The 19,391-nt window shown below is 67.5% G+C and carries 18 protein-coding genes and 2 tRNA genes; 18 read left to right on the forward strand and 2 right to left on the reverse strand.

The annotated features are described in order from the left end of the window. Window positions 1–40: 40 nt before the first annotated feature. The 12 genes from LMJ29_RS12580 (at window position 41) to LMJ29_RS12635 (ending at window position 13,108) form a co-directional block, all read left to right on the forward strand. A complete protein-coding gene (locus LMJ29_RS12580; protein ID WP_229605862.1) occupies window positions 41–1,543 on the forward strand; it encodes an NAD(P)H-hydrate dehydratase in 1,503 nt (500 codons plus the stop codon). Continuing rightward, a complete protein-coding gene (tsaE, locus tag LMJ29_RS12585) occupies window positions 1,531–1,998 on the forward strand; it encodes a tRNA (adenosine(37)-N6)-threonylcarbamoyltransferase complex ATPase subunit type 1 TsaE (RefSeq protein ID WP_229605863.1) in 468 nt (155 codons plus the stop codon). The genes LMJ29_RS12580 and tsaE overlap by 13 nt, the downstream gene beginning before the upstream one ends. Window positions 1,999–2,001: 3 nt before the next feature. Beyond that, a complete protein-coding gene (locus LMJ29_RS12590) occupies window positions 2,002–3,537 on the forward strand; it encodes an N-acetylmuramoyl-L-alanine amidase (RefSeq protein ID WP_229605864.1) in 1,536 nt (511 codons plus the stop codon). After that, the gene (mutL, locus tag LMJ29_RS12595; RefSeq protein WP_229605865.1) at window positions 3,534–5,438 is read left to right on the forward strand and encodes a DNA mismatch repair endonuclease MutL; all 1,905 of its coding nucleotides are present in this window, start codon (window positions 3,534–3,536) and stop codon (window positions 5,436–5,438) included. Before LMJ29_RS12590 ends, mutL begins: the two co-directional genes overlap by 4 nt. Window positions 5,439–5,473: 35 nt before the next feature. Next, window positions 5,474–6,445, forward strand: coding sequence for a tRNA (adenosine(37)-N6)-dimethylallyltransferase MiaA (gene miaA / locus LMJ29_RS12600; RefSeq protein ID WP_229605866.1), 972 nt, complete (start codon window positions 5,474–5,476; stop codon window positions 6,443–6,445). 110 nt (window positions 6,446–6,555) lie between these two features. Continuing rightward, on the forward strand, window positions 6,556–6,804 hold the full coding sequence (hfq, locus tag LMJ29_RS12605; RefSeq protein WP_229605867.1) for an RNA chaperone Hfq: 249 nt from the start codon (window positions 6,556–6,558) through the stop codon (window positions 6,802–6,804). 15 nt (window positions 6,805–6,819) lie between these two features. Continuing rightward, entirely contained in the window at window positions 6,820–8,121 is a 1,302-nt protein-coding gene (gene hflX, locus LMJ29_RS12610; protein WP_229605868.1) for a ribosome rescue GTPase HflX, read from the forward strand. Window positions 8,122–8,219: 98 nt separating this feature from the next. Continuing rightward, window positions 8,220–9,377 carry an FtsH protease activity modulator HflK gene (hflK, locus tag LMJ29_RS12615; RefSeq protein WP_229605869.1) on the forward strand — a complete coding sequence of 386 codons (1,158 nt, stop codon included), beginning with the start codon at window positions 8,220–8,222 and terminating at the stop codon, window positions 9,375–9,377. Next, window positions 9,377–10,246 carry a protease modulator HflC gene (gene hflC, locus LMJ29_RS12620; protein ID WP_229605870.1) on the forward strand — a complete coding sequence of 290 codons (870 nt, stop codon included), beginning with the start codon at window positions 9,377–9,379 and terminating at the stop codon, window positions 10,244–10,246. Before hflK ends, hflC begins: the two co-directional genes overlap by 1 nt. Window positions 10,247–10,351: 105 nt before the next feature. Then, window positions 10,352–10,537 carry a DUF2065 domain-containing protein gene (locus tag LMJ29_RS12625; RefSeq protein ID WP_229605871.1) on the forward strand — a complete coding sequence of 62 codons (186 nt, stop codon included), beginning with the start codon at window positions 10,352–10,354 and terminating at the stop codon, window positions 10,535–10,537. A gap of 33 nt (window positions 10,538–10,570) precedes the next feature. Beyond that, window positions 10,571–11,758, forward strand: coding sequence for an ATP phosphoribosyltransferase regulatory subunit (locus tag LMJ29_RS12630; RefSeq protein WP_229605872.1), 1,188 nt, complete (start codon window positions 10,571–10,573; stop codon window positions 11,756–11,758). 54 nt (window positions 11,759–11,812) lie between these two features. Beyond that, entirely contained in the window at window positions 11,813–13,108 is a 1,296-nt protein-coding gene (locus tag LMJ29_RS12635) for an adenylosuccinate synthase (RefSeq protein WP_229605873.1), read from the forward strand. Window positions 13,109–13,271: 163 nt separating this feature from the next. Here LMJ29_RS12635 and LMJ29_RS12640 read toward each other — a convergent pair. Continuing rightward, a tRNA-Leu gene (locus LMJ29_RS12640) sits at window positions 13,272–13,358 on the reverse strand. A 76-nt stretch (window positions 13,359–13,434) separates the two neighbouring features. After that, a tRNA-Leu gene (locus LMJ29_RS12645) sits at window positions 13,435–13,521 on the reverse strand. Between the two features lie 210 nt (window positions 13,522–13,731). Here LMJ29_RS12645 and rnr point away from each other — a divergent pair. The 6 genes from rnr (at window position 13,732) to rplI (ending at window position 19,361) form a co-directional block, all read left to right on the forward strand. Continuing rightward, window positions 13,732–16,380 carry a ribonuclease R gene (gene rnr / locus LMJ29_RS12650; protein WP_229605874.1) on the forward strand — a complete coding sequence of 883 codons (2,649 nt, stop codon included), beginning with the start codon at window positions 13,732–13,734 and terminating at the stop codon, window positions 16,378–16,380. Beyond that, the gene (gene rlmB / locus LMJ29_RS12655; RefSeq protein ID WP_229605875.1) at window positions 16,377–17,129 is read left to right on the forward strand and encodes a 23S rRNA (guanosine(2251)-2'-O)-methyltransferase RlmB; all 753 of its coding nucleotides are present in this window, start codon (window positions 16,377–16,379) and stop codon (window positions 17,127–17,129) included. Before rnr ends, rlmB begins: the two co-directional genes overlap by 4 nt. 164 nt (window positions 17,130–17,293) lie before the next feature. Then, a complete protein-coding gene (rpsF, locus tag LMJ29_RS12660) occupies window positions 17,294–17,704 on the forward strand; it encodes a 30S ribosomal protein S6 (RefSeq protein ID WP_229605876.1) in 411 nt (136 codons plus the stop codon). 30 nt (window positions 17,705–17,734) lie between these two features. Next, window positions 17,735–17,965: a 30S ribosomal protein S18 gene (rpsR, locus tag LMJ29_RS12665; RefSeq protein ID WP_229605877.1), complete on the forward strand. Its 231-nt coding sequence runs from the start codon at window positions 17,735–17,737 to the stop codon at window positions 17,963–17,965. 34 nt (window positions 17,966–17,999) lie between these two features. Then, complete coding sequence (locus LMJ29_RS12670) at window positions 18,000–18,893, forward strand: hypothetical protein (protein WP_229605878.1); 894 nt, start codon at window positions 18,000–18,002, stop codon at window positions 18,891–18,893. Window positions 18,894–18,914: 21 nt separating this feature from the next. Next, window positions 18,915–19,361 carry a 50S ribosomal protein L9 gene (gene rplI / locus LMJ29_RS12675; protein WP_229605879.1) on the forward strand — a complete coding sequence of 149 codons (447 nt, stop codon included), beginning with the start codon at window positions 18,915–18,917 and terminating at the stop codon, window positions 19,359–19,361. The last annotated feature ends 30 nt before the right edge of the window (window positions 19,362–19,391 follow it).

Genomic DNA, 19,391 nt, shown 5'->3' on the forward strand with positions numbered 1-19,391 from the left:
GGAAGATATAATTGTGCCAGAGCCTCGAGTCGAATGGTCCATGCCGCCACCTGCCCCCGTCTTGCCCCTTGCCCTCTACCGTGCCGCCCAGGTCCGCGACCTGGACGCGCGGCTGATCGCCGCCGGTACGCCCGGCAGCGAGTTGATGCAGCGCGCCGCCCATGCCATTTGGCGCGCCTTGCGCCGGCGCTGGCCGCAGGCCGGCGAGGTCACGGTGCTGGCCGGCAGCGGCAACAACGCCGGCGACGGCTATCTGGTCGCCGCCCTGGCGCGGCGCGCCGGCTGGCAGGCGCGGGTACTGGCGGTGGCCGACCCCGCCCGGCTCGCCGGCGATGCCGCCGCGGCGCACGCGGCGGCACTGGCGGCCGGCGTACGCATCGAGCCGTGGCGCGAATGTGCGCCGCTCGCCGGCGTGCTAGTCGACGCCCTGCTCGGTACCGGCTTGTCCGGCGCAGTGCGCGAGCCCTATGCCCAGGCGATCCGCCTGGCCAACGCCAGCGGTCTGCCGGTGCTGGCGGTGGACCTGCCCTCTGGCCTGTGCGGCGACACCGGCCGGGTGCTCGGCGAGGCGATCCAGGCCGAGCTGACCGTCACCCTGCTGGCCCTCAAGCTGGGCCTGTTCTGCCTGGACGGGCCGGATCGCTGCGGCGAGCTGGCCTTCGACGATCTGCACGCCGATCCGGCGCTGGTCGCCGAAATGGTTCCGGCCGCGCTGCGCCTCACCGCCGCCAGCGTGCCGCGCCTGCCGCCGCGGCCGCGCAATACCCACAAGGGCCGGTTCGGCCACGTCCTGGTGATCGGCGGCGACCTCGGCTATGGCGGCGCGGCGCTGCTCGCCGCGGAGAGTTGCCTGCGCAGCGGCGCCGGATTGGTCAGCCTGGCCACCCGTGCCGAGCACGTGCCGGCCATGCTGGCGCGCCGCCCGGAGGTGATGACGCGCGCCGTGCAGTCGTCCTTCGAGTTGCACGGCATGCTGCCGCAGGTCGACGTACTAGTACTTGGCCCGGGCAGCGGCCAGGGGCCCTGGGCGCGTAACCTGCTGGCCGGCCTGGGCGCGCTGGAGCGATCGCAGGTATGGGACGCCGATGCCCTTAACCTACTGGCCAGCGGCGTTTTGAGCGCGCCGGCCGGCAACTGGCTGATCACCCCGCACCCCGGCGAGGCGGCGCGCCTGCTTGGCTGCGACAGTGCCGCGGTGCAGGCCGACCGACCGGCGGCGGCGCTGGCCCTGGCGCGCCAGCTCAACGCAGTGGTGCTGCTCAAGGGCCTCGGCAGCCTGGTGGCCACGCCCACTGGGGAGCTGTATCTGTGCGACCGTGGGCATCCGGCCATGGCCGGTGCCGGCCTGGGCGACGTGCTCGCCGGCCTGCTCGGTGCGCTGCTGGCGCAGGGGCTGGATGTGACCGCGGCAGCGCGTCTGGGCGTCTGGCTGCATGCCTGCGCCGGCGAGCGCCTGGGGCGCGCCGGTCGCGGTGTGGCCGCCGCCGATCTGATCGAGGTAATCCGTGAATTGCTGGAGGAGCACAGTCCGTGCCTGAAGTGACCCTGTACGCCGCCGACGAAGCGGCCATGCTTGCCCTGGGGGCGCGCCTGGCCGAGGCGAGCGAAGGCCGCGGCGTGATCTGCCTGCACGGCGACCTGGGCATGGGCAAGACCACCCTGTCGCGCGGTATCCTGCGCGGCCTGGGGCACGCCGGGGCGGTGAAGAGTCCGACCTTCACCCTGGTCGAACCCTACGAACTGGGCGAGCGGCGGGTCTATCACTTCGACCTCTACCGCCTGGCCGATCCCGAGGAGCTGGAATTTTTCGGCATCCGCGACTATTTCGAAGGTGACGCGCTGTGTCTGATCGAATGGCCCGAGCGCGGCGCCGGTATCTTGCCGAAGGCTGACCTGGACATCGTCATCGCCGTGCAGGAAGCGGGGCGTGCCCTGCGCCTGACCCCGCGGAGCGCGCGGGGCGAGACCTGGTGTGCCGCTTTGACTGTGGGAGTCTGAACAATGGAATGGGGGATCCGCCCGCGTGGCCTGCTGGCCGCGCTGGGGGCGATGCTGGCGATGCTGGCGAGCGATTGGGTGCTGGCGGCCAGCGAGATTCGCGGCGTGCGCCTGTGGCGTGCGCCGGACAATACCCGACTGGTGTTCGACCTGACCGCGCCGGTGCAGCACAGCGTGTTCACCCTGAGCGCGCCGGACCGCATCGTCATCGATGTCGAGGGCGCCCAGCTGAAGAGCCGCCTCGAACAGCTGGCCATCGCCGGCACGCCGATCACCGGCCTGCGCGCCGCCGAGCAGTCGCCGGGCAAGCTGCGCATCGTGCTGGACATGGCGGCTGCGGTGTCGCCGAAGAGCTTCAGCCTGGCGCCCAACCAGCAATATGGCCACCGCCTGGTGGTCGATCTCTTCGATCACGAGGAGGACGCTGCTCCGGCCGCTCCAGCCAAGCCCGCCACCCAGCCCGACGGCAAGCCCGCGGCTGTGACGCCGGTCGCCGTGACCCAGGCGACCACCCCGGCCAATCCGCCAGCCAATCCAGCGCCCAGCCCGGCACCGGCCAACAATCCGCCACCGGCCAACGAATCCAAGGAGGTCGCGGCGGCGGTCCGCCAGCCGCTGCCCAGCGGCAAGCGCAACATCGTCATCGCCATCGACGCCGGCCACGGCGGCGAGGATCCGGGCGCCCTCGGCCCGCGCGGCCTGCACGAGAAGAACGTGGTGCTGGCCATCGCCCGCGAACTGCAGCGGCAGCTCAATGGCGAGCGTGGCTTCCGCGCCGAGCTGGTGCGCACCGGCGACTACTTCATCCCATTGCGCAAGCGCACCGAGATCGCCCGCAAGAAGAGCGCTGACCTGTTCGTTTCCATCCACGCCGACGCGGCGCCCAGCTCGAGCGCATTCGGCGCCTCGGTGTTCGCCCTCTCCGACCGGGGCGCCACCTCCGAGACCGCGCGCTGGCTGGCCGATACGGAGAACCGCTCCGACCTGGTCGGCGGCGTCGGCAGCGTCAGCCTCGACGACAAGGACCGCATGCTCGCCGGCGTACTGCTCGATCTGTCGATGACCGCCACGCTGTCCTCCAGCCTGGACGTCGGCCACAAGGTGCTGTCCAACATGGGTCGGATCACTCCGCTGCACAAGCGGCGGGTCGAGCAGGCCGGCTTCATGGTGCTGAAGTCACCGGACATCCCGTCGATCCTGGTGGAGACCGGCTTCATCTCCAACCCCAACGAATCGCAGAAGCTGGCTACCAAGAGCCACCAGCAGGCGCTCGCCCACTCGATCCACAGCGGGATCCGCCAGTTCTTCCACGAGAACCCGCCGCCGGGCACCTACATCGCCTGGCTGCGTGACCAGGGCAAGATCAAGGTCGGCGAGCGCCAGCATCGCGTGGCGCCCGGCGAGAGCCTGGCGCTGATCGCCCAGCGCTACCAGGTCAGCCAGGCGGCGCTGCGCAGCGCCAACCGCCTGGGCAACGACAGCCTCAAGGTCGGCCAGATGCTGATCGTCCCGGCGCCGACCCTGGCGGTACAGCCGTGAGCCTGGCTGCGCGCATCCAGCTGCTCAGTCCGCGGCTGGCCAACCAGATCGCCGCCGGCGAGGTGGTCGAGCGGCCGGCCTCGGTGGCCAAGGAGTTGCTGGAGAACAGCCTTGATGCCGGCGCCCGGCGCATCGACGTCGAGGTGGAGCAGGGCGGCATCAAGCTCCTGCGCGTACGCGACGACGGTGGCGGCATCGACGCCGACGACCTGCCGCTGGCCTTGGCGCGCCATGCCACCAGCAAGATCCGCGAGCTGGAAGACCTCGAGCGGGTGCTGAGCCTCGGCTTTCGCGGCGAGGCGCTGGCCTCGATCAGCTCGGTGGCGCGTCTGACCCTGACCTCGCGCCGGCGCGACACGCCGCAGGCCTGGCAGGTCGAGGCCGAGGGCCGCGACATGGCCACCTCGGTGCAGCCGGCGGCGCACCCCGACGGCACCACCGTGGAAGTGCGCGACCTGTTCTTCAACACCCCGGCGCGGCGCAAGTTCCTGCGTGCCGAGAAGACCGAGTTCGACCACCTGCAGGAGGTGGTCAAGCGCCTGGCGCTGACCCACTTCGAGGTCGGCTTCCATCTGCGCCACAACGGCAAGAGCGTGCTCGCCCTGCATCCGGCCGGCGACGAACTCGGCCGTGCCCGGCGGGTGTCCAGCGTTTGCGGGCCGGCCTTCCTCGAGCAGGCGCTGCCCATCGACATCGAGCGTGGCGGCTTGCGCCTGTGGGGCTGGGTCGGCCTGCCGACCTTCTCGCGCAGCCAGGCAGACCTGCAGTACTTCTACGTCAACGGCCGCATGGTGCGCGACAAGCTGGTCGCCCACGCGGTGCGCCAGGCCTACCGCGACGTGCTGTACAACGGCCGCCATCCGGCCTTCGTGCTGTTCTTCGAGATCGATCCGGCGGTGGTCGACGTCAACGTGCACCCGACCAAGCACGAGGTGCGCTTCCGCGACAGCCGCATGGTCCACGACTTCCTCTACGGCACCCTGCACCGTGCATTGGCCGACGTGCGCCCGGAAGATCAGCTGGGCGCTGCGGCGCCGGCGCCGGCGCCGCGCAGCGAGCCGCAGGTCAGCGGCCTGGCGGCCGGCGAGTTCGCCGGACAGAACGAGATGGCGCTGGCCGAGCACGTGCCGTCCGCTGCGGTCGAGGCGCCGCGGTGGCAGCCGCCGAGCGGCGGGCAGATCCGTACCGGCGGCGGTGGCGACTATCGGCCGGCGCCCTCGCTCGGCGCGCAGCCGCAGGCCGAGCTGCAGGGGGCCTACCGCGAGTTCTTCGCTCCGCTCGGCGAGGCGACGCCCTTGCCGCAGGCGCAGGGCGACGTGCCGCCGCTGGGCTACGCGCTGGCGCAGCTCAAGGGTATCTACATCCTCGCCGAGAACGCCCACGGCCTGGTGCTGGTGGACATGCACGCCGCCCACGAGCGCATCACCTACGAGCGGCTGAAGAGCGCCATGGCCAGCGAGGGCCTGCGCGGCCAGCCGCTGCTGGTGCCCGAGTCGCTGGCGCTCAGCCAGCGCGAGGCCGACTGCGCCGAGGAGCACGGCCAGTGGTTCGCGCGCCTGGGCTTCGAGCTGCAACGCCTGGGGCCGGAAACCCTGGCCATCCGTCAGGTACCCGCGCTGCTCAAGCAGGCCGAGGCCAGCCAGCTGGTGCGCGATGTGCTCAGCGACCTGCTCGAGTACGGCTCCAGCGACCGCATCCAGGCGCACCTCAACGAGCTGCTGGCGACCATGGCCTGCCACGGCGCCGTGCGCGCCAACCGCCGTCTGACCCTGCCGGAGATGAATGCCCTGCTGCGCGATATGGAGCACACCGAGCGCAGCGGGCAGTGCAACCACGGCCGGCCGACCTGGACCCAGCTGGGTATGGACGAGCTGGACAAGCTGTTCCTGCGCGGCCGCTGAGCGCCGCGCTTTCTCTTTCGATCACGAGTTCGCCGATGTCCGTGCTGCCCCCCGCCATCTTCCTCATGGGTCCGACCGCCTCGGGCAAGACCGACCTGGCCATCGAACTGGCGCGGGTGCTGCCCTGCGAGATCATCAGCGTCGACTCGGCGCTGATCTACCGCGGCATGGACATCGGCACCGCCAAGCCGTCGCCCGAGCTGCTCAAAGAGTTCCCGCACCGGCTGATCGACATCCGCGATCCGGCCGAGAGCTATTCGGCCGCAGAGTTCCGCAGCGATGCGCTGGCCGCGATGGCCGAGATCACCGCGGCCGGGCGAGTTCCGTTGCTGGTGGGCGGCACCATGCTGTATTTCAAGGCGCTGCTCGAGGGGCTGGCCGACATGCCATCGGCCAACCCGGCGATCCGCGCCCAACTGGAGGCGCAGGTCGCCGCCGAGGGGCTCGCCGCCCTGCATGCCGAGCTGGCTCGGGTCGATCCGGAGTCGGCTGCGCGCATCCATCCCAACGATCCGCAGCGCCTGGTGCGCGCCCTGGAGGTCTACCGGGCGAGCGGCCTGTCGATGAGTGAGCACCGTCGCCTTCAGGTGTTGCAAAATCTGCACAGTGCCACGTCGCCGGGTCAGGCTTTGCCTTATACTGTCGCCCACCTGGCCATAGCTCCTGCTCGGCGCCAGGTGCTGCATGAGCGCATTGCCCGGCGTTTTCATCTCATGCTGGAACAAGGGCTGGTCGCCGAGGTCGAAGCGCTTCGTGCGCGCGGCGACCTGCACCCGGGGCTGCCTTCGATCCGCTCCGTGGGTTATCGGCAGGTATGGGAATATCTCGAAGGAAGTCTGACCCCGGAGGAGATGGCCGAGCGTGGCATTATTGCTACCCGCCAGTTGGCCAAGCGACAGTTCACCTGGCTGCGGAGCTGGTCGCAATTACACTGGCTCGACAGTCAGGATTGCGACAATCTGCCGCGTACCTTGAAATATCTGCAAGCGATCGCCATTAAAGGCTGAGTTTTGGCCTGCATGCGGCTATCCTGTGAAACAAGGCGCAGGAACGAGCCACTTTTGGGTCGACTTCGACTTAATACCCATAATTATTAATCCCTGAAGGAGTGTGGAAAATGTCAAAAGGGCATTCGCTACAAGACCCTTACCTGAACACCCTGCGCAAAGAGCGCGTCCCGGTTTCCATCTACCTGGTCAACGGCATCAAGCTGCAGGGCCAGATCGAGTCGTTCGACCAGTTCGTGATTCTGTTGAAGAACACCGTCAGCCAGATGGTCTATAAGCACGCCATCTCCACCGTGGTTCCCAGCCGTCCGGTCCGTCTGCCCAGTGGCGAGGCGGGCGAGACGGGCAACGCTGAATAAGCGGAGTCGCCAGCCTTGTTCTTTGAGCGCCATGAAGGTGGCGAGCGGGCCATTCTGGTCCATCTGGAAGGGCAGGCGCCCGAGGCGCGTGAAGATCCCGACGAGTTTCTCGAACTGGCCCGGTCGGCCGGTGCCGAGGTTGCTGGCTTCGTCAGCATTCCCCGGCACCAGCCGACCGCGCGCTTTCTGATCGGCAGCGGCAAGGTCGACGAGATCCGCGAGCAGGTCAGGCGCGACGAGGCCGAACTGGTCATCTTCAACCACACCCTCACTCCCAGCCAGGAGCGCAACCTCGAGCGCGAGTTCGAGTGCCGGGTGCTCGACCGTACCGGGCTGATTCTCGACATCTTCGCCCAGCGCGCGCGTACCCACGAAGGCAAGCTGCAGGTCGAACTGGCGCAGCTCGAGCATATGAGCACGCGTCTGGTGCGCGGCTGGACCCACCTCGAGCGGCAGAAGGGCGGTATCGGTCTGCGCGGCCCGGGCGAAACCCAGCTGGAAACCGACCGCCGCCTGCTGCGCGTGCGCATCGGCCAGATCAAGCAGCGCCTGGAAAAGGTGCGCAGCCAGCGCGAGCTGGCGCGGCGCGGTCGCAAGCGCGCGGAAGTGCCGGTGGTGTCGCTGGTCGGCTATACCAACGCCGGCAAGTCGACCCTGTTCAACACGCTGACCTCGGCCGACGTCTACGCCGCCAACCAGTTGTTCGCCACCCTCGACCCGACCCTGCGTCGTCTCGAGTTCGAGGATGTTGGCGCGGTGATCCTCGCCGACACCGTAGGCTTCATCCGCCACCTGCCGCACAAGCTGGTGGAGGCGTTTCGTGCCACCCTGGAGGAGTCGAGCAACGCCGACCTGCTGCTGCACGTGATCGATGCCCACGAGCCCGATCGCGACCTGCAGATCGAGCAGGTGTACTCGGTGCTCAAGGAAATCGGCGCGGATAGTCTGCCGACCCTCGAGGTATACAACAAACTGGACCTGCTGCCCGACGTGGCGCCGCAGATCCAGCGCGACGACAGCGGAAAGCCGGTGCGCGTCTGGCTGTCGGCGCGCGAAGGGCAGGGCCTGGATCTGTTGCGCCAGGCGATCGCCGAGCTGCTCTGCGAGGACCTGTTCGCCGCTACCCTGCGCCTGCCACAACGGCTGGGACGCCTGCGTGCGCAGTTCTTCGCCCTGGGCGCCGTACAGGAGGAGGGGCATGACGAGGAAGGGGCAGCGCTGCTCACGGTGCGTCTGCCGCGCGCGGAGCTCAATCGCCTGGTCAGCCGCGAGGGCTGGGTGCCGGACGAGTTCATCGCACAACACACTTTGCAATAAAGCCTCGCCGGCCGGCTTTGCCGCTGCCGGGGGGCTTCGGTAGCATGGGCGGAAGTGCGCCATATGCGCGTTTGTGCGTTATCAGTGGGGAGAACGCTATGGCTTGGAATGAGCCGGGTGGCAACTCGAATGACCAGGATCCCTGGGGCGGTCGTCGTGGCGGTGGTCGCCAGGGGCCGCCGGATCTGGATGAAGCCCTGCGCAAGCTGCAGGACAACCTCAATCGCCTGATGGGCGGCCGTCGTCGGCCGGGCGACGATTCCGGCACGGGCAAGGGCGGCGGCCTGGGATTGGTGATGATCGGCTTCGTCGTGCTCGCCGCACTCTGGCTGTACAGCGCCGTCTACGTGGTCGACGAGCAGGAGCAGGCGGTGATCCTGCGTTTCGGCAAGTACCACGAGACGGTCGGGCCGGGCCTGAACCTGTACTTCCCGCCGATCGACCGCAAGTTCCAGGAGAACGTCACCCGCGAGCGCGCGTATAGCAAGCAGGGCCAGATGCTCACCGAGGACGAGAACATCATCGAGGTTCCGCTGACCGTGCAGTACCGGGTCAGCAACCTGCAGGAGTTCGTCCTCAACGTCGATCAGCCCGAAATCAGCCTGCAGCATGCCACCGACAGCGCCCTGCGCCACGTCGTCGGCTCCACCTCGATGGACCAGGTGCTGACCGAGGGCCGCGAGCAGATGGCTACCGACGTCAAGGAGCGCCTGCAGCGCTTCCTCGATACCTACAAGACCGGCATCACCGTGACCCAGGTGAACATCCAGAGCGCCGCCGCGCCGCGCGAAGTGCAGGAAGCGTTCGACGACGTGATCCGTGCCCGCGAGGACGAGCAGCGCGAGAAGAACCAGGCCGAGGCCTACGCCAACGGCGTGGTTCCCGAGGCGCGTGGCCAGGCCCAGCGCATCCTTGAGGATGCCAACGGCTACCGCGAGGAGGTTGTCTCGCGTGCCCAGGGCGAGGCCGACCGCTTCACCAAGCTGGCCACCGAATACCGCAAGGCGCCGGAGGTCACCCGCCAGCGTCTGTATCTGGAGACCATGCAGGACGTGCTGAGCAGCTCCAGCAAGGTGCTGGTATCCGGTGGCGAAGGGCAGAACAACTTGCTCTACCTGCCGCTGGACAAGATGGTCGATGGTCGTGCGCCGGCCGCCACGCCGGTGCCGCCGAGCGTTCAGTCCGGCGCGGCGGAGACGCTGCCGCGCGCCAATAGCGATCTGCAGCGTGATCTGCGTTCGAGGGAGAGCCGCTGATGAGCAACAAGTCGCTGATCGCCCTGATCGCCGCCGCCGTGCTGGCGCTGGTGGCCTGGAACTGCTTCTACATCGTTCTGCAGACCGAGAAGGCCGTGCTCCTGCAGTTCGGCAAGATCGTCAAGACCGACGTCGAGCCCGGCCTGCACGTCAAGGTTCCCTACGTCAACCAGGTGCGCAAGTTCGATGCCCGCCTGCTGACCCTCGACTCGCCGACCGAGCGCTTCCTCACCCTGGAGAAGAAGGCGGTGATGGTCGACGCCTACGCCAAGTGGCGGGTCGCCGACGCCGAGCGCTTCTACACCGCGACCTCGGGCATGAAGCTGATCGCCGACGAGCGCCTGTCGCGGCGCCTGGAGGCCGGCCTGCGTGACCAGTTCGGCAAGCGCACCCTGCACGAGGTGGTGTCCGGCGAGCGCGATGCTCTGATGGCCGAGATCACCCAGTCGCTGGATCGCATGGCGCGCCGCGAGCTGGGTATCGAGGTGGTCGACGTGCGCGTCAAGGCCATCGACCTGCCCAAGGAAGTCAACCGCAGCGTGTTCGAGCGGATGAGCACCGAGCGCGAGCGCGAGGCCCGCGAGCACCGCGCGAAGGGCCGCGAACTCGCCGAGGGCATCCGCGCCGACGCCGACCGCCAGCGCCGCGTGCTGCTCGCCGATGCCTATCGCCAGGCAGAGGAGGTCCGCGGTGACGGCGACGCCAGGGCGGCGTCGATCTACGCCCAGGCCTATGGGCAGGAGCCGGAGTTCTACGCCTTCCATCGCAGCCTGCAGGCCTACCGGCAGAGCTTCGCCGACAAGCGCGACGTGCTGGTGCTGGATCCGAAGAGCGAGTTCTTCCGCTATCTGGAGCAGGCCAAGCCCTGAGGGGGCCGCCCGGCGGCTGTTCTGCAGCCGCCGGGGTGACCGTCGGGAAAACGTGTTATCATGGGGCAGCCGGGATTTCCCGGCTTTTTTGCGTCTGCGGGAACCATGTGGCAAGAACTCGGAATCGCTTTTTGTCTGCTGCTGGTACTGGAAGGCATCCTGCCCTTCCTCAGTCCGCGGCGCTGGCGCGAGGCTGTCATCAGTCTGGCCCGGCTGGGGGATCGCCAGCTGCGCCTGATCGGACTGGGCAGCATGCTGCTGGGAACGGCCCTGTTGTACGGGCTTCGTTGAACATCACGCCCGGCCGATAAGGGGAGAGGCAATATGGCAACGCTGGACCGCTGGCTGCTGCCGGACGGAATCGAAGAGGTGCTGCCGGCAGAGGCGGCGCGCATCGAGACGGCTCGTCGTCAGGTGCTGGATCTGTTCCGCAACTGGGGTTATGACCTGGTCATCACGCCGCACATCGAATACCTGGAGTCGCTGCTCACCGGAGCCGGCCAGGATCTCGAGCTGCGTACCTTCAAGGTCACCGACCCGCTGTCCGGTCGGCAGATGGGCTTTCGGGCCGACATCACCCCGCAGGTGGCGCGTCTGGACGCCCATACCCACCGCCAGGAGGGGCCGAGCCGCCTGTGCTACGCCGGCAGTGTGCTGCATGCCAGGCCGCGTGCCCTGTCCACCTCGCGTAGTCCCATCCAGATCGGCGCCGAACTGTATGGCGATGCCAGCTCCGCCAGCGATAGCGAGATCATCAGTCTGATGCTCGAGGTGCTGGAGCTGGCCGGCGTGCCCGATGTGCATATGGATATCGGCCATGTCGGTATCTACCGTGGTCTGGCGCGTGCCGCCGGGCTGTCCGGCGAAGCCGAGCAGCTGCTGTTCGACGCCTTGCAGCGCAAGGCCATCGACGAGGTTGCCGCGCTCACCGCTGATCTTCCGGCCGGCGAGGGTGCCATGCTGCGCGCCCTGGCCGAGCTGTGCGGCGGCCGCGAGGTGCTGGCGCAGGCGCGCAGCCTGCTCGCCGCTGCGCCGGCCGAGGTGCTGGCGGCACTGGCCGAGCTGGAGGCGATCGCCGACCTGCTCGCCGCGCGCTACCCGGCGCTGCCGCTGTATTTCGACCTCGGCGAACTGCGTGGCTACCATTATCACACCGGCGCGGTATTCGCCGCCTTCGTTCCCGGTGCCGGCCAGGCTATCGCCCAGGGCGGCCGTTACGACGATATCGGCGCCGACTTCGGCCGCGGCCGTCCGGCCACCGGCTTCTCTACCGATCTGAAGACCCTGGTCAGCCTGGGGCAGACCATCCAGGCCGAAGCGCCGGGTGGGGTCTGGGCGCCGCACGACGGCGGCGCCGAGCTCTGGCGGGTTGTCCTCGATCTGCGCCGCAACGGTCGCCGCGTGGTGCAGGCGCTGCCCGGCCAGAGCGCAGCTGACGCCCGCGAATCCGGCTGCGACAGCGAATTGCGTTTACAGGAGGGTGGCTGGCAGGTCTCGCCGCTGGCTTCCTGAGTACTTTTGCCGGCCTGCGGGCCGGTACCGACCTTCCGCGAGGGGACAAGTGTTATGGGTAAGAATGTCGTGGTCCTGGGTACCCAGTGGGGTGACGAGGGCAAGGGCAAGATCGTCGACCTGCTGACCGATCAGGCGGCTGCCGTGGTGCGTTACCAGGGCGGCCACAATGCCGGTCACACCCTGGTGATCGATGGCGAGAAGACCGTGCTGCACCTGATTCCGTCCGGCATCCTGCGTGAAAACGTGGAGTGCCTGATCGGTAACGGTGTGGTAGTGGCGCCGGACGCGCTGCTCAAGGAAATCACCAAGCTGGAAGAGAAGGGCGTACCGGTGCGCGAGCGCCTGCGCATCAGCCCGGCCTGCACCCTGATTCTGCCGTACCACGTGGCCCTGGATCAGGCGCGCGAGGCGGCCCGTTCCGAAGGCAAGATCGGCACCACCGGTCGCGGTATCGGCCCGGCCTACGAGGACAAGGTGGCCCGTCGCGGTCTGCGCATCGGCGACCTGTTCAATGCCGAGCGCTTCGAGAAGAAACTGCGCGAGCTGATGGTCTACCACAACTTCGTGCTGGAAAACTTCTACAAGGCTGCGCCGGTCGACGTCGAGCAGACCCTCAAGGATGCCCTGGCCTACGCCGAGATCCTGCGCCCGCTGGTGACCGACGTGGCTGCCCGCCTGCACGAGCTGCGCAAGGCCGGCGCCTACATCATGTTCGAGGGTGCCCAGGGCTCGCTGCTGGACATCGACCACGGCACCTACCCGTACGTGACCAGCTCCAGCACCACCGCTGGCGGCACCGCTACCGGTTCCGGCTTCGGTCCGCTGTATCTGGACTACATCCTCGGTATCACCAAGGCCTACACCACCCGTGTCGGCTCCGGTCCGTTCCCCACCGAACTGTTCGACGACGTCGGTGCCCGCCTGGCCAAGGTCGGTCACGAGTTCGGCTCCACCACCGGCCGTGCCCGTCGCTGCGGCTGGTTCGATGCGGTGATCCTGCGTCGCGCCATCGAGATCAACTCGATCTCCGGCCTGTGCCTGACCAAGCTGGACGTGCTCGACGGTCTGGAGACCGTCAAGCTGTGCGTGGCTTACAAGAACGCTGCCGGCGAGATCGTCGGCGAGGCCCCGACCGACGCCGACAGCTACGTCGGCCTGGAGCCGGTGTACGAGGAAATGCCCGGCTGGAGCGAGTCCACCGTGGGCGCCAAGTCCATCGACGACCTGCCGGCCAATGCCCGTGCCTACATCAAGCGCGTGGAAGAGCTGGTCGGTGCGCCGATCGACATCATCTCCACCGGCCCGGACCGCAACGAAACCATCGTGCTGCGTCATCCGTACGCCTGATCGCTGCTGTGATGAAGAAGACCGCCTGCGGGCGGTCTTTTTTTGTCCGGATAAACTGTGGCGGCAGGTGGGGTGGTGGCAAGCTGTCAGGTTTGCGGGGGAGGGTGGCCACTTTTCTGCAGGCGAAAAAAAACCGGATCTTTCGATCCGGTTCTTTTGGAATTGGTGCCCAGGAGAAGACTCGAACTTCCACGGTGTTGCCACCACTGATACCTGAAACCAGCGCGTCTACCAATTCCGCCACCTGGGCGTGTCATGTTTACCGTTACCGGCGAAGCCTGACTGCTTCTTTATTGCAAACATCCGCAAAAGCGTCTGTTTGGAATTGGTGCCCAGGAGAAGACTCGAACTTCCACGGTGTTGCCACCACTGATACCTGAAACCAGCGCGTCTACCAATTCCGCCACCTGGGCTAATAGTGCGATGATCGCTCATCTGCTCTATCGTTACAGCCTGCAGTGTTCACTGCTGCTGTGGGCGCGAACTATACGGGGGCTTGGAAAGCTTGTAAACCCCTGATGTGAAAAAATTTTATTGTTCCGGCACGGCTGCGCGAAGCGACACTTTCGCGCTTCAATATAAGCATGAGCACGGGCAAGACAACCAAAGGTGAAACCCGACACATGGCCGATTGGCAAAGCCTCGACCCCGAGGCCGCCCGCGAGGCGGAAAAATACGACAACCCCATTCCCAGCCGCGAGCTGATCCTCGCCCACCTGGCCGAGCGCGGCGCGCCGGCCACGCGGGCGCAGCTGTTCGAGGAGCTGGGCCTGGCCGGCGAGGAGGCCGAGGAGGCCCTGCGCCGCCGCCTGCGCGCCATGGAGCGCGACGGCCAACTGATTTATACCCGCCGCGGCGCCTACGCCCCGGTGGACAAGCTGGACCTGATCCGCGGCCGCATCAGCGGCCATCGCGACGGCTTCGGCTTCCTGATTCCCGACGACGGCAGCGAGGACCTGTTCCTCAGTCCGGCGCAGATGCGCCTCGTGTTCGACGGTGACACCGCCCTGGCCCGCGTCTCGGGCGTCGATCGCCGTGGCCGCCGCGAAGGCGCGCTGGTCGAGGTGCTCAGTCGCGCCCACGAAACCCTGGTCGGCCGCTTCTTCGAGGAGAGCGGCGTATCGGTGGTGGTCGCCGACAACCCGAAGATCCAGCAACAGGTGCTGGTGCTGGCCGGCAAGCAGGGCGCGGCGCGTCACGGGCAGTTCGTCCAGGTGCGCATCGACCTGTGGCCGACCGTGTTCCGCCAGGCCCAGGGCGAGGTGGTCGAGGTGCTCGGCGACTATATGGCGCCGGGCATGGAGATCGAAGTGGCCCTGCGCAGCTACGACCTGCCGCATGTCTGGCCCGAGGGCGTGCTCAAGGAGGCGAAGAAGCTCAAGCCCGAGGTGGCGGAGAAGGACAAGGAGAAGCGTGTCGACCTGCGCCAGTTGCCCTTCGTCACCATCGACGGCGAGGATGCGCGCGACTTCGACGACGCGGTGTACGCCGAGGCGGCCAAGGGCGGCTGGCGCCTGTTCGTCGCCATCGCCGACGTTTCCCACTATGTGAAGGTCGGCTCGGCGCTGGACGCCGAGGCCATCGAGCGCGGCAACTCGGTGTACTTCCCCGAGCGGGTGATCCCCATGCTGCCCGAGGAGCTGTCCAACGGTCTGTGCTCGCTCAACCCGCTGGTCGACCGTCTGGCCATGGTCTGCGAGATGGCCGTGTCGAAGAGCGGCGCGTTGACCGGCTACCAGTTCTACGAGGCGGTGATCCACTCGCATGCGCGGCTGACCTACACCAAGGTCAGCCAGCTGCTGGAGAAGCCCAACTCCAGCGAGGCCAAGTTCCAGCGCCAGCAGATGCCGCATCTGGTGCCGCACCTGCGCCAGCTGTATGCGCTGTACAAGGCGCTGCTGGCTGCCCGCCAGGTGCGCGGCGCCATCGACTTCGAAACCCAGGAGACGCGCATCGTCTTCGGCGCCGACCGCAAGATCACCGAGATCCGTCCGACCCAGCGCAACGATGCGCACCGGCTGATCGAGGAGTGCATGCTGTGCGCCAACGTCGCCACCGCCCGCTTCCTCGAAGAGCACGAGATTCCGGCGCTGTACCGCGTGCACGACGTGCCGCCGGCGGAGAAGCTGGAGAAGCTGCGCACCTTCCTCGCCGAGCTGGGTCTGACCCTGTACCGCGGCCAGGGCGAGCCGACGCCCAAGGACTACCTCAACCTGCTCGAATCGGTGCGCGAACGCCCCGACTATCACCTGATCCAGACGGTGATGCTGCGCTCGCTCAGTCAGGCGGTGTACAGCCCGGACAATGCCGGCCACTTCGGCCTCAACTACGAGGCCTACACCCACTTCACCTCGCCGATCCGCCGCTATCCGGACCTGCTGGTGCATCGCGCGATCCGCAGCGTGATCCGCTCCAAGCGGCAGACCGTCAAGGTGCAGCGCGTCGGCGCCGCGAGCATGCCCAAGGCGCGCATCTATCCCTACGACGAGGAACGCCTCGCCCAGCTCGGCGAGCAGTGCTCGATGACCGAGCGGCGCGCCGACGAGGCGACCCGTGACGTGGTCAACTGGTTGAAGTGCGAGTACATGCGCGATCGAGTCGGCGAGACCTTCCCCGGCGTGGTCACCGCGGTGACCGGCTTCGGTCTGTTCGTCGAGCTGACCGACATCTACGTGGAAGGCCTGGTGCACGTCACCGCGCTGCCGGCCGACTACTACCACTTCGACCCGGTGCACCATCGCCTGGCCGGCGAGCGCTCCGGGCGCAGTTTCCGCCTGGGCGACAGCGTCGAGATCCTGGTGGCGCGTGTCGACCTCGACGAGCGCAAGATCGACTTCGAGCTGAGCGACAACCCGCTCACCGCGCTGCCGACGCGCAAGCGCCAAGGCAAGGCGGGGGCGGGCCCGGAAGCGGCCGGCAAGGTACCGGCGCGCAAGCGCGGCGCGCCGCGCGAGCTGGCGCCGGTCGAGGCGGCGGTGCCGTCGCGTCGCGAGGCCCGCAAGACCGGCCGGGTACAGGCGCTGCCGGAGGTGGCGCCGGAGCTGCTCGAGCAGGCCGATGTGCTGCTCGGCAACGTCGACGTGCAGAAGAGTCGGGCCGTGAAGAAGAGGCTGCTCGAGGAAGCCAAGGCGCCGCAGGCTGCCAAGTCCGCCAAGGGCAAGGCCAAGGCGAAGAAGGCCGCGAGCGCCAAGCCCAAGGCGAAGAAAAGCAAGACGCCCGCGGCCGAAGCGCCGGCCGGGCGAGCCATACGTAAACGCAAGGTCGAACAATGAGTCAGTGGGAACGGGTTTACGGCGTGCATGCCGTGGAGGCATTGCTGCGCCATCATCCCAAGCGGGTCAAGCAGCTGTGGCTGGCCGAGGGGCGCCAGGATCCGCGTGTGCAGGCGCTGGTCCAGCTGGCCAACGAGGCGCGCGTGCCGGTCGGCCAGCGCGAGCGGCGCGAGTTGGACGAATGGGCCGAGGGCGTGCACCAGGGCGTGGTCGCCGAGGTCAGCCCCAGCCAGGTGTGGGGCGAGAACTTCCTCGAGGAGCTGTTGGCGCGCGGCGGCTCGGTGCCGCTGCTGCTCGTGCTGGATGGGGTGACTGATCCGCACAACCTCGGCGCCTGCCTGCGCACCGCCGATGCCGCCGGCGTGCAGGCGGTGATCGTGCCCAAGGACAAGTCGGCGACCCTCAACGCTACGGTGCGCAAGGTCGCCTGCGGCGCCGCCGAGGTGGTGCCGCTGGTGGCGGTCACCAACCTGGCGCGGACCCTGGAAAAGCTGCAGCAGCAGGGCCTGTGGGTGGTCGGCACCGCCGGCGAGGCGACCCAGGAGATCTACGACCTCGACCTGCGCGGCCCGACCGTGCTGGTGATGGGCGCCGAAGGCAAGGGCATGCGCCGGCTGACCCGCGAGCACTGCGACTACCTGGCCAAGCTGCCGATGGGCGGCAGCGTCAGCAGCCTCAATGTCTCGGTGGCCACCGGCGTCTGCCTGTTCGAGGCGGTGCGCCAGCGCCGGCCGTCCCCGGCTGCCTGAATTGCCGTCCCGTCGCTTGCGGGGCGGCCTTCCTCTCCGTAGAATGCTGCGCCTTGCCGTCCCGGCAGGCGTCAATGCGCCCGCCCTTGGCAAGCACGAACGAAACATCCACTCCTTGCCTGACCGCTTCCCGCGGCAGGCTGCATAACCCGTAAGGAGCATTTATGCGTCATTACGAAATCGTCTTCCTGGTTCACCCGGATCAGAGTGAGCAGGTTGGCGGTATGGTCGAGCGTTACACCAAGACCATCGAAGAAGACGGTGGCAAGGTTCACCGCCTGGAAGACTGGGGTCGTCGTCAGCTGGCCTACGCCATCGACAACGTCCACAAGGCTCACTACGTGCTGATGAACGTCGAGTGCAGCGCCGCTGCCCTGGCCGAGCTGGAAGACAACTTCCGCTACAACGACGCCGTGATCCGCAATCTGGTGATCCGTCGCGACGCCGCCGTGACCGAGCAGTCCGAAATGCTGAAGGCCGAAGAAAGCCGCAGCGAGCGCCGCGAGCGTCGTGACCGCAGCGAAAACGCCGAAGGCGTCGCTGAAGGCACCGACGGCGAAGGCGCCGACGAGTAATCTTCGTAACCAGTATTGAGGAGCCACCACATGGCACGTTTCTTCCGTCGTCGCAAGTTCTGCCGTTTCACCGCTGAAGGCGTCCTGGAGATCGATTACAAGGATCTCAACACCCTGAAGGCCTACATCTCCGAAACCGGCAAGATCGTTCCGAGCCGTATCACCGGTACCAAAGCCAAGTATCAGCGTCAGCTGGCCAGCGCCATCAAGCGCGCCCGCTACCTGGCCCTGCTGCCCTACACCGACAGCCACGGTCGTTAAGACCAGGCTGTCGACAGGTCAACGGATGTAATGCATGCGGGCACTGGCTGACTTTGTCATGCGTGGGCGCCTGCAGGCCACCCTGGCGGTGGTCGTCAGCGCGGCGCTACCCCTGCTGTTTTGGGTGAGTGCCGCCGCCGGCTCGCTGGTCCTGCTGCGCCGCGGTCTCAACGATGCCCTGGGCATCGTGTTGTGGGCGCTGCTGCCGACCCTGCTGTGGTGGCACTTCGGTGAGCCACGGCCGTTGCTGGTGCTGTTGGGCAGCCTGGTGCTGGCCCTGGTGTTGCGGACCAGCGTCTCCTGGGCGCGGGTGCTGCTGACCAGTGTGCTGATCGGCGTGCTGTATGGCGCGACCATCGATGCCGTGTTCGGCGAGACGGTCAAGCGCAACGCCGCCGAGCTGCTCGAGCTGATGCCGCAGATGCTGGGCGATACCTACCAGCAGATGGGCACCGACGAAAAGGCTCGCCTCGGCGAGCTGTTGACGCCGGTACTCACCGGGCTGATGGCCGCCCTGCTGCAGCTGCTCAGCCTGCTGTGCCTGACGCTGGGCCGTTACTGGCAGGCGTTGTTGTACAACCCGGGTGGTTTCGCCCGCGAGTTCCAGGCGGTGCGTCTGCCGGCGCCGATGGCGGTGGCCCTGCTGGTGGGAATATTCCTGCTGCCGGGCGTGAGCATCGAGCTGGCCATGCTGACGCCGCTGTGCAGCGTGCCCCTGGCGTTCGCCGGCGTGGCCCTGTTGCACGGGCTGGTGGCTCAGCAGCGTCTGGCGCGCTTCTGGCTGGTGGGGTTGTACGTGGCGCTGCTGTTGTTCATGCAGCTGGTGTATCCGTTACTGGTCGTGTTGGCCGTGGTCGACAGTCTGATTGATTTTCGTGGGCGCTCCGCACGCAGTGGCGTCGATGGCCCCACGAACGGCGAAGGTTAAAAGTTAAGAGGTTAATGCCAAATGGAAGTTATCCTGCTGGAAAAAGTCGCTAACCTGGGCAACCTGGGCGACAAGGTGAACGTCAAGGCCGGTTACGGTCGCAACTACCTGCTGCCGCAGGGCAAGGCCACCGCCGCTACCGCCGCGAACGTTGCCGCGTTCGAAGCCCGTCGCGCCGAGCTGGAAAAGCTGGCTGCCGAGAAGAAGGCCTACGCCGAATCCCGCGCTGCCCAACTGGCCGAGCTGGAAGTCACCATCACCGCCACCGCTGGCGATGAAGGCAAGCTGTTCGGCTCCATCGGCACCCACGACATCGCCGACGCCCTGACCGCCTCCGGCGTGGAAGTGGCCAAGAGCGAAATCCGCCTGCCCAACGGTGCCATCCGTCAGGTCGGCGAGTACGACGTGGCCGTGCACCTGCACAGCGACGTCGACGCCACCGTTCGCGTGGTGGTGGTGGCCGCCTAAGGCCGCCATCGATGCCCGTGCATCCCTGAT

Source organism: Pseudomonas oryzagri (assembly GCF_020831405.1).
GTDB classification, from domain to species: Bacteria; Pseudomonadota; Gammaproteobacteria; order Pseudomonadales; family Pseudomonadaceae; genus Geopseudomonas; species Geopseudomonas oryzagri.